The 16,094-nt window shown below is 60.6% G+C and carries 15 protein-coding genes and 1 riboswitch; of the genes, 11 read left to right on the forward strand and 4 right to left on the reverse strand.

All coding sequences use genetic code 11. The annotated features are described in order from the left end of the window. The first annotated feature begins 59 nt into the window (after positions 1–59). The 3 genes from A8O26_RS12890 to mntP all read left to right on the forward strand — a co-directional run bounded on the left by A8O26_RS12890 (position 60) and on the right by mntP (position 2,900). Complete coding sequence (locus A8O26_RS12890) at positions 60–722, forward strand: response regulator (RefSeq protein ID WP_064118383.1); 663 nt, start codon at positions 60–62, stop codon at positions 720–722. Then, positions 719–2,092 carry an ATP-binding protein gene (locus tag A8O26_RS12895; protein ID WP_064118341.1) on the forward strand — a complete coding sequence of 458 codons (1,374 nt, stop codon included), beginning with the start codon at positions 719–721 and terminating at the stop codon, positions 2,090–2,092. Before A8O26_RS12890 ends, A8O26_RS12895 begins: the two co-directional genes overlap by 4 nt. Before the next feature lie 64 nt (positions 2,093–2,156). Beyond that, positions 2,157–2,328, forward strand: a riboswitch (yybP-ykoY riboswitch). A gap of 8 nt (positions 2,329–2,336) precedes the next feature. After that, positions 2,337–2,900, forward strand: coding sequence for a manganese efflux pump MntP (gene mntP, locus A8O26_RS12900; protein ID WP_064118342.1), 564 nt, complete (start codon positions 2,337–2,339; stop codon positions 2,898–2,900). A gap of 1 nt (position 2,901) precedes the next feature. Here the strand turns inward: mntP and A8O26_RS12905 are convergent, their stop codons facing one another. After that, entirely contained in the window at positions 2,902–3,618 is a 717-nt protein-coding gene (locus tag A8O26_RS12905; RefSeq protein WP_064118343.1) for a DUF72 domain-containing protein, read from the reverse strand. A 23-nt stretch (positions 3,619–3,641) separates the two neighbouring features. Continuing rightward, positions 3,642–5,429: a thiamine pyrophosphate-requiring protein gene (locus A8O26_RS12910; protein WP_064118344.1), complete on the reverse strand. Its 1,788-nt coding sequence runs from the start codon at positions 5,427–5,429 to the stop codon at positions 3,642–3,644. A gap of 285 nt (positions 5,430–5,714) precedes the next feature. Here A8O26_RS12910 and A8O26_RS12915 point away from each other — a divergent pair, with 285 nt between their 5' ends. Then, positions 5,715–6,221: a hypothetical protein gene (locus tag A8O26_RS12915; protein WP_064118345.1), complete on the forward strand. Its 507-nt coding sequence runs from the start codon at positions 5,715–5,717 to the stop codon at positions 6,219–6,221. 3 nt (positions 6,222–6,224) lie between these two features. On the opposite strand, the gene A8O26_RS12920 is transcribed toward A8O26_RS12915, so the two are convergent. Further along, on the reverse strand, positions 6,225–6,500 hold the full coding sequence (locus A8O26_RS12920; RefSeq protein WP_064118346.1) for a DUF2798 domain-containing protein: 276 nt from the start codon (positions 6,498–6,500) through the stop codon (positions 6,225–6,227). A gap of 123 nt (positions 6,501–6,623) precedes the next feature. Here A8O26_RS12920 and A8O26_RS12925 point away from each other — a divergent pair, with 123 nt between their 5' ends. The 7 genes from A8O26_RS12925 to A8O26_RS12955 all read left to right on the forward strand — a co-directional run bounded on the left by A8O26_RS12925 (position 6,624) and on the right by A8O26_RS12955 (position 14,430). Next, the gene (locus A8O26_RS12925) at positions 6,624–7,535 is read left to right on the forward strand and encodes a LysR family transcriptional regulator (RefSeq protein ID WP_064118347.1); all 912 of its coding nucleotides are present in this window, start codon (positions 6,624–6,626) and stop codon (positions 7,533–7,535) included. Positions 7,536–7,612: 77 nt separating this feature from the next. Further along, entirely contained in the window at positions 7,613–8,689 is a 1,077-nt protein-coding gene (locus A8O26_RS12930; protein WP_064118348.1) for an alpha/beta hydrolase family protein, read from the forward strand. A gap of 2 nt (positions 8,690–8,691) precedes the next feature. Continuing rightward, entirely contained in the window at positions 8,692–9,102 is a 411-nt protein-coding gene (locus tag A8O26_RS12935; protein WP_064118349.1) for a GFA family protein, read from the forward strand. 96 nt (positions 9,103–9,198) lie between these two features. Then, positions 9,199–9,687 carry a hypothetical protein gene (locus tag A8O26_RS12940; protein WP_064118350.1) on the forward strand — a complete coding sequence of 163 codons (489 nt, stop codon included), beginning with the start codon at positions 9,199–9,201 and terminating at the stop codon, positions 9,685–9,687. A 143-nt stretch (positions 9,688–9,830) separates the two neighbouring features. Next, the gene (gene yghU, locus A8O26_RS12945) at positions 9,831–10,670 is read left to right on the forward strand and encodes a glutathione-dependent disulfide-bond oxidoreductase (protein ID WP_064118351.1); all 840 of its coding nucleotides are present in this window, start codon (positions 9,831–9,833) and stop codon (positions 10,668–10,670) included. A gap of 276 nt (positions 10,671–10,946) precedes the next feature. Next, entirely contained in the window at positions 10,947–13,097 is a 2,151-nt protein-coding gene (locus tag A8O26_RS12950) for a TonB-dependent siderophore receptor (protein WP_064118352.1), read from the forward strand. A 139-nt stretch (positions 13,098–13,236) separates the two neighbouring features. After that, positions 13,237–14,430, forward strand: a complete 1,194-nt coding sequence (locus A8O26_RS12955) for a GAF domain-containing sensor histidine kinase (protein ID WP_064118353.1) — start codon at positions 13,237–13,239, stop codon at positions 14,428–14,430. A 15-nt stretch (positions 14,431–14,445) separates the two neighbouring features. Here A8O26_RS12955 and A8O26_RS12960 read toward each other — a convergent pair whose 3' ends face one another. Next, positions 14,446–15,087 (reverse strand): LysE family translocator, encoded by a 642-nt coding sequence (locus A8O26_RS12960; RefSeq protein ID WP_064118354.1) that lies wholly within the window; start codon positions 15,085–15,087, stop codon positions 14,446–14,448. Positions 15,088–16,094 lie beyond the last annotated feature (1,007 nt).

Consider the following 16,094-nt stretch of genomic DNA (forward strand, 5'->3'; position numbering starts at 1 on the left):
CGATGCGCGGCGGCATGATGCCGCCCATCAAACACCGTATTGCCAACAGAGAACCGCCCATGCGCCTGCTTCTGGTCGAAGATGATCGTGCCCTCGGACAAGGCATTCGCGTTGCCCTGAGCAGCGAGGGCTACACCCTCGACTGGTTGCAGGACGGCGTCAGTGCCTTGCATGCGCTGCGCAGTGAAAGCTTCGATCTGCTCCTGCTCGACCTCGGTCTGCCCCGGCTCGACGGCCTGGCCTTGCTGCAACAATTGCGCGGCGAGCAACAGGATTTGCCGGTGTTGATCCTCACCGCCCGCGACGGCACCGCCGAACGCATTGCCGGGCTCGACGCCGGTGCCGACGATTACTTGATCAAACCGTTCGATGTCGATGAGTTGAAGGCGCGCATCCGAGCCTTGCTGCGGCGCAGTCAGGGCCGTGCGCAACCGGTGCTGGAACATGCCGGGGTGTGCCTGGATCCGGTCAGCCAGCAAGTCACCTGGCACGGCAATGAGGTGGTGGTGACGCCGATGGAGTATCAACTGCTGCATCAATTGATGGCCCGGCCCGGCAAAGTCGTCACCCGCGAGCGCCTGTCCGGGGCGCTGTACGGCTGGCAGGAACGGGTCGAGAGCAACACCCTCGAAGTGCTGATTCACAACCTGCGCAAAAAACTTTCGACCGAGTTGATCCGTACCGTGCGCGGCGTCGGTTACGTGGTGGCGGTCAAACCATGATCTCGATACGTGCGCGAATTCTGGTGCCGGTGCTGATTCTGGTGCTGATGGGCGATTTGTTGATCAGTTGGCTGGTGCTGCGCGACAGTCACCATGAAATCGAAGAGGTCTACGACGCGCAACTGGCGCAGAGCGCACGCCTGCTGCAAGGTGTGCTGGCACAACGTGCACCGGGCGATAACAACTGGCAGCGGCTGCATCAGGCCTTCGATCAAGCGATGAGCCGGGTCGGTGACGGCGAAGCAGCGCACCCCTACGAAACCCGTTTGACCTTTCAGGTCTGGCGCAGCGACGGGCAATTGCTGATGCGCTCGGCCGAAGCGCCGGAACTCAAAGAACCGCCGACCACCCTCGGTTCCCATGATCTGATGGAAAACGGCCGCGACTGGTGTGCCTTCCTGCTCAAGGACTCGCAGCAAGGGTTGCTGATCTGGGTCGGTGAGCGCGATGACATGCGCCAGGATTTGATCGAGCGCATTGTCGGCCACACGTTGTGGCCGAGTGTGATTGGCGTGCCAGCACTGGCGATCCTGATCTGGCTGGCCATCGGCTGGGGTCTGCAACCGCTGCGGGCCATGGCGCAGACCATTCGCGGGCGCAACACCGACACCCTCAAACCGCTGAATCTGCGCCCCCTGCCCCATGATCTTGAACCGATGCAAACCGCGCTCAATCGCCTGTTGCAGCAGATCGACAATCTGCTCGCTCGCGAGCGCCGCTTCATCGCGGACGCCGCCCACGAGCTGCGCACGCCGCTGGCGATCCTGCGTATCCATGCGCAAAACGCGCAGTTGGCCAGTACCGCGCAACAACGTGAGGAGGCGCTGGAGTTTCTGGTCAGCGCGGTGGATCGCGCTACCCGCATCGCCAGCCAGTTGCTGACGATGGCACGCATCGAGCCGCGCCTGGCCAACCCTCAAAGAAGTGCGGTGGAGCTGACCGCGCTGGTGCGCGAGGAACTCGCCGAACTGGCGCCGCTGGCGCTGGAAAAAGACGTCGAACTGACCCTCGACAGCGACTATCACTGCCCGGTCGAAACCGACCCTGTGGCGCTGGCCATCGCCTTGCAGAATCTAGTCACCAACGCCTTGAACTTCGCCCCGCCCGGCAGCGAAGTGCGCGTGCAGGTCCAGCCGCAAACATCGGGTGCGGTGTACATCAGTGTCGAGGACGCCGGCCCCGGCATCGACGAAGCGGATTACGCGCGGCTGTTCGAGCGCTTCTACAGCCACGGTCACGCCAATGGCGCCGGTCTGGGTCTGGCGATTGTGCAGATGATCGTCAGCAAGATCGGCAGCACCTTGCAGCTGTACAACTTGCCGCGTGGCGGCTTGTGCGCAGAACTGCGCATCAACGAGCGGCCGGCGTGACTTGTTAAACCTGATTGCCGATGCCGTGGTTTTGACGAAATTTTCATGTTTGCCCGCATAAGATCCGCAGCCTCGTTGGGGAGTAGCCTGTTTCCGAGCCTTTCGGAAGCGTTCGTATCAACATTCTCGGCAACATGCCGTGGTGCGAACACCTTTTGGTTGGTGAGACCGACGACACATCCATGCCTAAAGTCGGGCGTGTGGTTGTGTCGTTGACTCATAGCCCGACTGGAAGTGTGCCGCCGTGAATCCTGTTTCCCTCATTTTCCTCGCTTTGGCCATGTCCACGGATGCGTTCGCCGCCGCTATTGGCAAAGGCTCCAGCCTGCACAAACCGCGTCTTACCGAAGCCCTGCGCACCGGCCTGATCTTCGGCGTGATCGAAGCCATCACGCCCATCATTGGCTGGCTGATCGGCCAGGCGGCGACCCGTTGGGTGGCCGAATGGGACCACTGGATCGCCTTCAGCCTGCTGGTGATTCTCGGTCTGCACATGATCTACAACGGCCTGAAACACGAAGAAGAGCAAGAAGAAAAACCCGGCTCGCACTCCTTCCTGATTCTCGCCGTCACCGCGTTTGCCACCAGCATCGACGCGCTCGCCGTTGGCGTCGGCCTGGCGTTTGTCGACGTGAATATCTGGGTGGCGGCAGCAGCGATCGGTCTGGCGACCATGACCATGGTGACCATTGGCGTGATGCTCGGCCGGGTGCTCGGCGCAGTGGTTGGCAAGCGCGCGGAAATCGTCGGTGGCGTGGTGCTGATGATTGTCGGTGCGACGATTCTGTATGAGCACTTGTCGGTCTGATTCAACCTGAAGTCAGCGCGGTCAGCGCCAAGGCGTTGCCCAGCGCTGCGCCGCTGGCGGTGTTGTCGAAAATGCACCAGGTCGCAGCACCGGTCGCGGCCGCTGAATGCAGGGCTTGTGCGAGGTTTTGCAGATACGCCGAAGCGTAGGCGCTGTGGTAAATACGCGGTGAACCGTGCAGGCGCCAATACCGCGTTCCCGCCCAGCCACTGGGCGAAGCATCACTGCTGATGCGCGAGGGATTGACCGCCGCTTGAACGATCTGGTGAGTTATTAGCATCGGCTCGGCGCAGACCCACGATTCATGCCTTGGCTCAAGCACCACGGGGCCGGTAAAACGCTGGCGCAATGCCGTGAAAAAGCCTCCGGCGATGGCTTCATCGAACGCCAGCGATGGCGGCAATTGCACGAGTAAACAGCCCAGCCGATCACCCAACCCGCCGCATTCAGCCAGGAATGTGTCCAGCGCGGACTCGCATTCCGCCAAACGCAATTCATGGGTGATGTGTTTGGGTATTTTCACCGAAAAGCGAAAGGCCTCAGGTACGCCATCGGCCCAACGCTCATAGGTTTGTCGACGATGCGGGCGGTAGAACGAGCTGTTGATTTCCACGCAATCGAGGCGCGTGGCGTAGCGCTGTAGGTGCGTACCCTCAGCCGCAAATGCCGGCCAATGCTCGCGCCCTAAACTCCAGCCGGCACACCCGATGAAAATCAACAGTACACCTCCGCGTTAACCGGTTATTTCTTCCCGGGCAATACCGCCCCGAGCACTTGCTTGGCGGTTTGCATGATCACCCCGGCCTCATCCGGATCGCCCTTGAGCAGCGTCGTGGCGAATTTCTTCGCCTGTTCAAGTTTGATGTGCGGTGGCAACGGCGGCACATTGGGGTCGGTCTTGAATTCGATCAACACCGGCACCTCCGAGGCCAGCGCCTGCTCCCAAGCGGCAGCGACGTCTTCTTCGCGATCGACAAAAATGCCTTTCAGGCCGATGGAAATGGCGAACAAGTGGTAAGGCACATCGGGAATGCTTTGCGAGGCTTCGAACTTCGGATCGCCCTCCATCACCCGCTGCTCCCACGTGACCTGATTGAGGTCCTCGTTGTTGAACACCGCGCAGATCCATTTCGGGCTCGCCCACTGCCGCCAGTACTTGGCGACGGTAATCAGCTCGGCCATGTTGTTCATCTGCATCGCACCGTCGCCCACCAGTGCGATGACTGCCCGCTCGGGGTGGGCGAATTTTGCTGCAATCGCGTAGGGCACCGCGGCGCCCATCGAAGCCAGACCACCGGACAGTGAGCATTGCATGCCACGGCGGATTTTCAGGTCACGGGCGAACCAGTTGGCGCACGAGCCGGAATCGCTGGTGATGATGGCCTGATCGGGCAAGCGCGGCGACAGCTCATAGACCACCCTTTGCGGGTTGATCGGGTCAGCCTTGGCCATGGCGCGTTTTTCCAGGGTTTTCTCCCAGCTGCCGCGCCAGCCTTCGACTTTCTTGCGCCATTTGCCGGAGGTTTTCTGTTCGAGCAGGGGCAATAACGCGGCGAGGGTTTCTGTCGAGTCGCCGACCAGATTGACCTCCATCGGATAGCGCAGGCTCAGCATGTCGGGCTGCAAATCGATTTGCACGCCGCGCGCCTGACCTTCCTTGGGCAGAAATTCTGCGTAGGGGAAACCCGAGCCGATCATCAGCAAGGTGTCGCATTCGCTCATCAGTTTGTAGCTCGGTTCGGTACCGAGCAGGCCGATGCTGCCGGTGACCCACGGCAGATCGTCGGGCAGCGCGGCTTTGCCCAATAGCGCCTTGGCGACGCCGGCGCCGAGCTTCTCAGCCACCGCGATGACTTGATCGGTCGCCTGCAATGCCCCGGCGCCGACCAGAATCGCGACCTTCTCGCCCGCGTTCAACACGTCGGCGGCTCGCTGCAAATCGGCGTCATAAGGCACGACTTTGGGTTTCGTGTAACCGACCCCGGAATGCGCGGTGCCATGGGCGCGCGCCGGCGCTTCGTATTTCAGGTCTTGCAAGTCGTTGGGCAAAATCAGCGCCGTCACCCGGCGTTCACCCACTGCGGTGCGCACGGCGCGGTCGAGCAAATGCCGCACCTGCGAAGGCGCCGAAGCCTGCTGCACAAAGGCCCCGGCGACGTCCTTGAACATCGACACCAGATCGAGCTCTTGCTGGTAGTGACTGCCCAGCGCCGTGCGTGCCTGCTGACCAACGATGGCCAGCACCGGCATGTGGTCCATGCGCGCATCGTAGAGGCCAGTGATCAGGTGCGAAGCGCCCGGGCCTGAGGTGGCGATACAGACGCCCAACTCGCCGGTGAACTTGGCATGCGCCGAGGCCATGAACGCGGCCATTTCTTCATGCCGCGCCTGAACGAATTCGATTTTGCCCTTGGCCCGGCTGAGCGCGCCGAACACGCCGTTGATGCCGTCACCCGGATAACCAAAAATCCGCGTAACGCCCCATTCGCTGAGCCGCTCAACCAGAAAATCTCCCACTGTCATCGTCATCTCGATCCTCGCCTTTCACCGGTGCATGGAGCTGTCCCGGCAAAGCATCCGCCGGGAAGGTGTAAGGGTCTGGACAGTTGGGTGGTTGGCGAAGTTTCGATTGATTGCTCGACGAGTTTTTCTGAGGCAAGTGCGCGTTGTGGCTGTCCACCCTTTAGCCGCTGAGTAAGCGGCGAAGCCATTCGCGAGCAGGCTCGCTCCCACAGGAGATCGAGGTCTAAATGTGGGAGCGGGCCTGCTCGCGAAGGCGCCGGAACAGTCAATACGCCAGAACAGGAGAACAGCATGCCCACGCCCGTACAAACCCTGCAGCTGAAACGCAACGACTGGGTCCCGAACAACCCGCGTCTGCCGGTGTTGATCTATCGGCAAGCGATTGAACTCAAGGGCAGCGATCCCGCCGCCCTGTTCGAACAAACCTTCCGCGCCAACGGCTGGCCGCCGCAATGGCGCTATGGGGTTTATGACTTCCATCACTACCACACCGAAGGCCATGAAGTGCTGGGTGTTGCGGCTGGCCATGCGCAATTGATGCTGGGCGGACCCGACGGACAAGTTGTGCCGGTCAGCGCCGGTGATGTGTTGCTGCTGCCCGCCGGCACCGGCCATTGCAACCTGAGTTGCAGCGACGACTTTCTGGTGGTCGGTGCCTATCCTCCGGGCCCGCACGCCGATATCTGTCGCGAGGCCCCCAGTCGCGAGCAACTGGAAAAAATCGCGAAGTTGTCATTCCCGCAAAGCGATCCCGTGCAGGGAGCGCAAGGCGCTGTCGGGCAATACTGGCGCGAATAATCCTCAACGATGCGGGTGCACCGTCAGCGCCACCAGCTTCACCACGATTGGCCGCACGACCAGGATGCACAAAAACGCCACGGGCATCGCCAGCTTGTAGGCATGCAGGGCATTACTCAGGTAATCGTTATCAATGCCCGAGTTGGCGGCGGTGATCACCAACGACATCAGAAACGCCATGATTGTCGCCATGTACAACGCAAACACATACGGCGTGGCACGAGGCGACAGCTTGCGGCGGCTGATGCTCAGGGCGTCGGCGCTGGTGGGTTGATTCATAGGGCTTTTCCATCCATTGACAGGGAGGCCGCACGTTAGCAAAGCCGCACCGGCGCAACTAGACGTTTAATCGCAGGTAATTTATAAAGCAAAACTTACGAATCAACCCTCAACGGGACATGGATGAATCTGTTAGCGGCGATTGCCAGTTTTATCAAAGTGGTCGAAGCCGGCTCGATTGTCGGCGCCGCCAAGGCTTTGGGCGTGAGCGCGGCAGCGGTGAGCCAGACGCTCAATCGGCTGGAAGCGCACCTCGGCGTGCGTCTGTTGCAACGCACCACGCGCAGCATGGCGCTGACCGAAAACGGCGCGGTGTACTACGAGAAAGTGCGGAAAATTGCCGCCGATCTGGAATCGGCACAAAGCTCGATCAGTAGCGATGAAACCGAGTTGCAGGGGCGGCTGAGCATTGCCTCGACATCCGCGTTCGGCCGCCATGTGCTGGCATCACTGATTGCCGGTTTCGGCGCACGGCACCCGCGCCTGCTCATCGAACTGTCGACCACCAACGGCAAGATCAACCACATCCAGGACGGTATCGATCTGAGCCTGCGGATCAAGCCGCAACTGGAGGACGGCATCGTCGCGCGCAAGATCGTTTCGCTGCCGTTCATCATGTGCGCCGCGCCGGCCTATCTGCAGCGCGCCGGGTGGCCGCAATCGCCAGATGATTTACACAACCATGCCTGCCTGGCCTTTCGTTACCCGCTGGACGGGCGTTTTCTGCGCTGGAGTTTTGTCCGCGACGGCCAGCGTTTCGACGCCAACATCAATGCCACCGCCATCAGTGATGACATCGATGCGCTGGCGCAGATGGCGGTCCAGGGCGCCGGGGTCACCCGCCTGGCGGAGTTCGTCGCCGCGCCTTTTCTGGCGAGCGGACAATTGGTGCCGCTGTTTGAACACAGCGTCGTCCAGCCGATGGACATCTACGCCTGCGTTCAGGAACGCGCGGCGATGACGCCGAAGGTCAAAGCCTTCCTGGATTATCTGAGCGCGCATCTGGCGACGCGCTGGCCGATGGAAAATGTTTAAGACTGAGGCTCGCTGAAGCGCGCGAAATCGGGCAAAGTTCGCCTCGCCCATTCGGCCCGTCACGGAAGATAACAACAATGAAAAAGTCTCTCGGTGTTCTGCTACTGATCTGCTTGAGCAGCCATGTATTCGCTGATGCCCAACCCGTCGGTTTTCAATACGCCACACTGGCCGATCCGCGCAACGAGCGTCCGCTGGAAATGGTTGTCTGGTACCCGAGTGCGACCACGGAGGCGACGCCGCAATTGTTCGGCGACAACCCGGTATTCGTCGGTGCGCCTGCGGTGCTCGACGCCCCAGCGGCCAAGGGCGAGCATCCATTGGTGGTGCTTTCCCACGGCAATGGCGGCAGCTGGATCAACCAGACGTGGCTGGCCAGTGCGCTGGCCCATCAGGGTTACATCGTCGCCGCCGTCAACCACCCCGGCACCACCAGCCGCGATCGCAGCCCACAAGCAGCGGCGCAACTGTGGCAACGCCCCGTCGACCTCAGTCGTGCCATTGATGCGGTGACGGCGCAACCGGATAAGTTCGGTACGGTGGCCAAGGATCGAATTGCCGTTATCGGCCATTCTCTCGGTGGCTGGACGGTGCTGGAAAGCGGCGGTGCGCGCTTCGACCCAGAGCGCTTTGCCGACGACTGCAAAGTCCATCCGCAACTGGCCAGTTGCACGGCGTACCAACAGATGAACACAGCAAGCACGGCGCAAGCGAAAACTCAGCTCGCCGCCGATTGGCGCGACAAGCGCATCACTGCCGTGGTTTCACTGGACCTGGGCTTGTCGCGCGGGATGACCGACGCCAGTCTGGCGGCCTACCCCGTGCCGATCCTGGTGATCGCTGCCGGCGTACCGTCGAAAGAATTGCCCGCGCAACTGGAATCCGTCGACCTCGCCAAACGCCTGCCAAAAACCTCATCACGCTTGGTCGAGATCAGCGACGCCAGCCATTTCACCTTCATGGCGATCTGCAAACCTGGCGCGGTAGCCATGCTCGATAAAGATGTTCCGGGCGACAGCATCATCTGCACCGATGGCGACGGCGGTCGTCCACGTGCAGTGATTCAGCAACAGGTAATTTCCCTGATCAGCGGGTTTCTGGCGCAGTCACCTGCGCCCTTGAAACAAGCCATCACTTACAAGGACCCGCAATAACAATGCTGACGCCCTCCCCTCAGACCTTCCGGGGCAGTTGCCTGTGCGGAGCGGTGAAATACCAGATCCGCTCACGGCCCAAAGCGCTTTCACACTGCCATTGCAGCCAGTGCCGCAAAAGCCACGGCGCGGCATTCGCCAGCTATGGCAGCGTGCTGCGCCAGAACCTGGAACTGTTGGAGGGCGCCGACCAGATCAAGTCGTATCAATCATCCGAATCGGTACAGCGCCAGTTCTGCACGCACTGCGGCTCGTCGCTGTTCTGGGCGCGTCATCAAGGTGAGCACAGCGACTGGATTTCGGTGGCGCTGGGCACGCTGGACACAACCTTCACCAGTGAAAAACAGCAGCATGTCGAAGTGACGTCGAAGGCGCCGTGGTTTGAAATCAAGGATCAATGGCCGCAGCGCTGAGCCTGAAACTGCCAAGCGGCACTGAGCGCACTCGCACGCAGCGCCATCGTTCTGCTTAACTGGTTCGTTGCAGTTCTTCTTTTCAGGAGGCCAGCAATGAAACCGGTAAAACTCACCGCCATGCTCGTGGCCGCCAGCCTGCTCGGCTGTGCGGGGTCTTCCAATCCCGGCACCAACGTTCAGTTGACCGCCACCCGGCAAAACAGTGGGCAAATCGGCAATGTCACGCTCGCCGACTGGGGCAAGGACACCGGATTCAGTTTCTTCATCAGCGGCGCGCCCAACGGCGCCTCGCTGCCGTTGCGTTTGTACGCGTTCGTTTATCAAGGCAGCTGCGCGCAGCCCGGGCCGGTGGCGTACGCAATGAACGACAAGGTCAGCACCGAACGTCAGCCGGTGCGTGGCTGGGCCTTCTCGCGCAGCGCCCCGGTCAGCCTGTCGACGTTGTTGACGGGCGAGTACTCGATTGTGGTGCGCACCGCCGCCACCGATGGCAACGTGGATATTTTCTGTGGCGATATCCGGCAGGCTGACAAGGTCAATGACACGGCGGATCAAGCGTTGAAGAAATCACCCTCGAGCTGATGGCTGCCAGCGTTGAACGCCAACGGAGGGATGGCGAAAACCACCTTCAACTCATCGGGCTGTGGAATACAAAGCGGGTTCTGTGGTGTCCTGTCTATTCTCAGCAGGTATTTTTTCCACTCGCCAACGATGAGGCCCCTTACATGAGCAAAGCGCCCTACGTACCGCCCCAAGTCTGGAAAAACGAGGCGCCGTCCGGCGGCCAGTTCGCCAGTATCAATCGGCCGATTGCCGGGCCGACGCATGACAAGACACTGCCGGTTGGCAAACATCCGCTGCAACTGTATTCGCTGGCCACGCCCAACGGCGTGAAGGTGACCATCCTGCTCGAAGAGCTGCTGGCACTGGGGCACAGCGACGCCGAGTACGATGCGTGGCTGATCCGCATTGGCGAAGGCGATCAGTTTTCCAGCGGTTTTGTCGAGATCAACCCGAACTCGAAAATCCCCGCGCTGCTGGATCGCAGTGTCGAGCCGCCAATCCGCGTGTTCGAGTCCGGTGCGATCCTGCTGTATCTGGCGGAAAAATTCGGCGCCTTCCTGCCGAAAGACCCGGCCGGCCGTACCGAAACCTTGAACTGGCTGTTCTGGCAGATGGGTGCGGCGCCATATCTGGGCGGCGGTTTCGGGCATTTCTATGCTTATGCACCGGAGAAGATGGAGTACCCGATCAACCGCTTCACCATGGAAGCCAAGCGACAACTGGATGTGCTCGATCGGCGTTTGGCCGAAAGTGCTTATCTGGCCGGCGACAGCTACACCATCGCCGATATCGCGGTCTGGCCGTGGTACGGGCAACTGGTGCGCAACAACGTGTACTCAGCCGCCGAATTTCTTGCAGCCCACGAGTACACGCATGTGCAGCGCTGGGCCGAGGACATCGCCAAACGCCCGGCGGTCATTCGCGGGCAACGCGTCAATCGCACGTGGGGCGATGAGGCAACTCAAGTGCCCGAGCGGCACGACGCTGCCGACTTGAACTGATAGCCCTTTTCCTCGCATTCATCCGCTGAGCTAGCGTCACCCGCAGCGCCGGTCACAGACCTTTGTGATCGGTCTGCTGCACCTGATTCCCTCCCCCGAAAAACCACAACGCTGCGCCAACCCGCGACGCAGAGCCCCCGCGCAAATGTGAAAAATTCGTTAACTAACTGAGCCGTACGCCTTTCTTCCCCCGGAATGATCTGACACACTAATGCGAATAATTCCTACACGCACTCGCACTGGATTCGTTTTCGTATCATTTGGGGAAGCAGATTGATGTCGTTTCGCACCATTCACCGCCGTTCCAACCACTCACCTAACCTGCTCGCAATCGCCATTTGCATGGCCAGCATTGCACCGGCGCTGGCCGATGAAACGCCCGCCACGCTGGAACTGGACGCCACTGAGATCGGCGCCACACAGATGAGCAGCACCACCGAAGATACCCAGTCCTACACCACTGGCCCGATGCGCACGGCGACCAAGCTGTCGCTGACCCTGCGCGAAACGCCGCAGGCGGTGACGGTGATCACCCGCCAGCGCATGGACGACCAGAACATGACCAGCATCAACGACGTGGTGAAAGGCACGCCAGGACTGTTCCTCAGTCAGGCCAGCGGCCCGGGGCGGCAGACCTACAGTTCGCGCGGTTTCGACATCGACACCATCATGTACGACGGCCTGCCGAGCTCGTACTCGCCTTTTTCGATGGCAGTGCAACCCAATCTGGCGATGTTCGACCGCGTCGAAATCGTCCGTGGTGCGACCGGTCTGGTCACTGGTGCCGGCAACCCTTCGGCGGCGATTAACCTGGTGCGCAAACGTCCGACCGCTGATCAGCGCGTGACCCTCACCGGCGCCGCCGGCAGTTGGGATGACTACCGTGGCGAAATCGACGCCTCCAGCCCGCTGAATGAAAGCGGCACCTTGCGCGGTCGCGTGGTGAGTTCCTATCAGGGTGCCGACAGCTTCCGCGACAAGGAAGAAAACGACCATGGTCTGTTCTATGCCATTGGTGAAGCCGACCTCAGCGACAGCACCACCGCGACGCTCGGCTTCTCGCGGCAGAACGAACAGACCAACTATTTCTGGGGCGGCCTGCCGATCGGCACCAACGGCCACCACCTGGATCTGCCCCGCTCCACCTATCCCGGCACCGACTGGGAAAACCGCAAGCTGCAAATCGACACCGTGTTCGGTGAAGTCGAGCACCGCTTCGACAACGACTGGAAACTGCACGTCGCCGGCTCGTCCTCGACCCTCGACGGCGAGTTCTCCGGGACTTACTTGTCGCGTTACGCCGGTCCGCTGGAAACCACCGCTTATCAATCGCATAACACCGACAAGCAACGTTCGCTCGACGCCTTTGCCAGTGGGCCGTTCGAAGCGTTCGGCCGCAGCCACGAACTGGTGGTCGGCGCCAGCAACCGTGTGTATGACGCGACCAGCAAGGAATACGACCCGTACACCACCGCCTGGCCGATTGGCGCGCCCAAGCCTGACTTCGTGCGTGACGGCAAAACCCGCAGCGTCACCACCCAGGACGCCTTTTACCTGACCACGCGCCTGAGCCTGGCCGATCCGCTGACACTGATCCTCGGCGGCCGCCTCGACTGGTACGATTACGACGACCGATCCGGCGATGGCGACTACAAGGTCACCCGTAACCTCACCCGTTATGCCGGCCTGATCTACAAGCTGGACGACCATCACTCGGTGTACGCCAGCTACACCGACATCTTCACCCCGCAGACCCAAAAGGACCTCGGCGGCAAAGTGCTCGACCCGATCGTCGGTGAAAACTACGAAGTGGGCATCAAGGGCGAGTACTTCAACGGTGCGCTCAACGCCAGCCTCGCGGTGTTTCAGATGGACCAGACCGGCCGCGCCACCCTGGCGGACGATCAGTTCGGTTGCCCGGTCATGACCTGCTACGGATCATCGGGCAAGGTGCGCAGCCAAGGCGTCGATATGGAACTGCAAGGCGCGCTGACCGAGAACTGGCAGGTCGGCGCCGGTTACACCTACACCCGCGCGCACTACATCAAGGACGAAAACCCGGCCAACAACAATCAGCGTTTCGAAACCGACACGCCAGAGCATCTGTTCAAGGTGTCCACCGTGTATCGCTTTCAGGGTCCGCTGCAACACCTGCGCGTGGGTGGCAACGTCTATTGGCAGAGCCGCATGTACAACGATGTCGCCTTGGCCAATAACGGTAGCTACCGCCTCGAACAGGGTGGCTACGCGGTCACCGACCTGATGGCCGGCTACGAAGTCAACCAACACCTGGATCTGCAAGTCAACGCCAACAACATCTTTGACCGCGTCTACTACTCCGCCATCGGCTCCAACGTCACGTGGGGTTCCAACGACAACTACGGCAATCCGCGCAGCTACATGCTGACGGCCAAGTACAAGTTCTGAATCGCTGACGCTCAACCACGCCACGAAAACAGGGCGCCCCGGTCATCCGTGGCGCCCTTGTGCTTTCTGGCCAACCTCATTAGTCATCAGCAGCAATACCAGATAGTCTCTTGGCAAACTCTTCACGAAGCATCGCCCCATGACCAACCCAGTATTTGCCCCCGACATCGAAGCCATCCGCAGCATTGACGCGGTGCCGGTCATTCTGAGCATGGTCAAACACCTGACGGGCATGCGTTTCGCGGCGGTGGCGCGGGTCACGGACAGAAACTGGGTGGCCTGCGCGGTCGATGACTCCATCGACTTCGGCCTGAAACCGGGCGGAGAACTGGTGCTCGAATCGACCATTTGTCATGAGATCCGCCAACATCAGCAGCCGGTGATTTTCGGCCACGCCAGCGCGCACCCGATCTTTTCCCTGCACCACACGCCAAAAACCTATGGCCTGGAGAGTTACATCTCCATTCCCATCATCAAGGCCAACGGGGACTTCTTCGGCACGCTGTGCGCGATTGACTCCGTCCCGGCGAACCTCGACGAGCCGGCCATCGCCAAGACGCTGACCCTCTTCGCCCAACTGATCGCGATGAGCCTCGACACGCAGGCCCATCTTGAGGCGACCCAGGTCGAGCTGAGCAACGCCAATGAACTCGGCCGTCTGCGCGAGCAATTCATCGCCGTACTCGGCCATGACCTGCGCACGCCACTGAGCGCCATTCGCATGAGCGCCGACCTGCTGGCAAGCAAAACCGAAGAAAAACGTTCGCTGAATCTGATTTCAGCCATCCGCAACAGCTCGGTGCGCATGGGCGTGCTGATTGAAAACATCCTCGACTTCGCCCGTGGACGCCTCGGCGGCGGGATTCCGGTGCAGCGCAAACTGGTCGATGACTTGCAGCAGACCCTGCAATTGACGCTCGCTGAGGTTAAAGCCTCGCACCCGCAAGCAATTTTCATCGATGAGCTGAACGTGCCGGCGGGCGTCTATTGCGATGCGTTGCGCATCAGTCAGTTGCTCTCGAACCTGCTCGGCAATGCCGTGACTCACGGTTCAACTCGCGCGCCGATCCTCCTCAAAGCGTATGCCGAGAACGATGAGATCGTGATCTCGCTGACCAACCAGGGCACGCCGATTCCCGCGCAGTTGATGCCGCTGCTGTTCGAACCGTTTTCCCGCTCCGAAGCCGGGCAACGCTGTGAGGGCCTGGGCTTGGGCCTGTACATCGCCTCGCAGATTGCCACGGCGCACAACGGCAGTTTGACCGTCAGCTCAAGCCTCGACGCCGGCACCTGCTTCGTGGCGCGATTCCCGGCGCAGTTCAAGTGGGTCTGAACAGACCCTTAACGCTTACGCCGTCTGGCGGCGCATGGTCAGAATCGCAGCACCAAAGCCAATGAACGTAGTGCCTACCACGCGACTGACCCAACGCGACAGCGCCGGCCGGGTCAGCACGCCTTTGGCCCGCGAGGCCAGCGCGGCATAAACACTCAGCGACGACACCGACAACGCCATGAAAATCGCCGTCAACATCAAAAACTGTGGCAGCAACGCCGCGCCCTGATCGATGAACTGCGGGAACAGCGCGGTGAAAAACATCGTCGCCTTGGGATTAGTCACCGCCGTCAAAAACGCCGACTTGTACAACTTCCCACGCGTCGGCCGTACCTTGCCCGCCTCGCCCTCAATCCCCTGCGCCAGCATGGGCCCCTTCTTGAACAACTGCTTCACACCGAGATAAAACAGATAACCGGCACCGATCACCTTCACCGCGTTAAACAACATCTCGGAACTGGCCAACAACGCCCCCAACCCCAACATCGCCGCAGCCGACAGACAGAACAAACCGCTGGCATTGCCCAGCGACGACCAAATCGTACTGCGCTGGCCATGAGCGAGACTGTTATTGATCGCCATCAGCGTCGCAGGCCCAGGACTGGCAATGGCAATCGCCGCGACCAGGGTGAACGTCAAAATCGAGTGAGAATCCATTTTCGTTGCTCGCAGGATTGAAGATGCCGCATCTTACAACAACCGGCTGCATAGCCCAGATCAAAAGCCCCTCACCCTAGCCCTCTCCCGGAGGGAGAAGGAACTGACCGAGGTGAATGGGAAAGCTACGCCGACGTGAAATACCGAATCGCACTCAAATTCCGAACAGATCACAGGCCCCTCACCCTAACCCTCTCCCGGAGGGAGAAGGAACTGACCGAGGTGAATGGGAAAGCTGCGCCGACGTGAAATACCGAAGCGAATTCAAATTCCGGACAGATCAAAGGCCCCTCACCCTGGCCCTCTCCCGGAGGGAGAAGGAACTGACCGAGGTGAATGGGAAAGCTGCGTCGACGTGAAATACCGAGGCGAACTCATATTCCGGAAAGATCAAAGGCCCCTCACCCTAGCCCTCTCCCAGAGGGAGAGGGAACTGACCGAGGTGAATGGGAAAGCTGCGCCGACGTGAAATACCGAGTCGCACTCAAATTCCGAACAGATCACAGGCCCCTCACCCTGGCCCTCTCCCGGAGGGAGAAGGAACTGACCGCGGTGAATGGGAAAGCTGCGCCGACGTGAAATACCAAGGCGAACTCAAATTCCGGACAGATCAAAAGCCCCTCACCCTAACCCTCTCCCGGAGGGAGAAGGAACTGACCGAGGTGAATGGCAAAGCTACGCCGACGTGAAATACCGAGGCGAACTCAAATTCCGGACAGATCAAAAGCCCCTCACCCTAACCCTCTCCCGGAGGGAGAGGGAACTGACCGAGGTGATTGGCAAAGCTACGCAGACATGAAATACCGAGCCGCACTCAAAACTTAAAACAGCCCCCATACTCGCCCCGCCCCTGCTCCCCCCCACTCAACAGGATGAGCGCAAGCTCGGCTGCAGCTCTTGATCTTGCCGTGCCGGCCCCATCGGAAGGCTGAGTGGAGGGATTTATCCGGGCGTGGGAGCGTAGCGACCGTTTGGCGCAGCCAAATGCATCGAGAGGAGGTGCAGCG

It is taken from the genome of Pseudomonas fluorescens (assembly GCF_001648775.1).
Taxonomy (GTDB): Bacteria; Pseudomonadota; Gammaproteobacteria; order Pseudomonadales; family Pseudomonadaceae; genus Aquipseudomonas; species Aquipseudomonas fluorescens_M.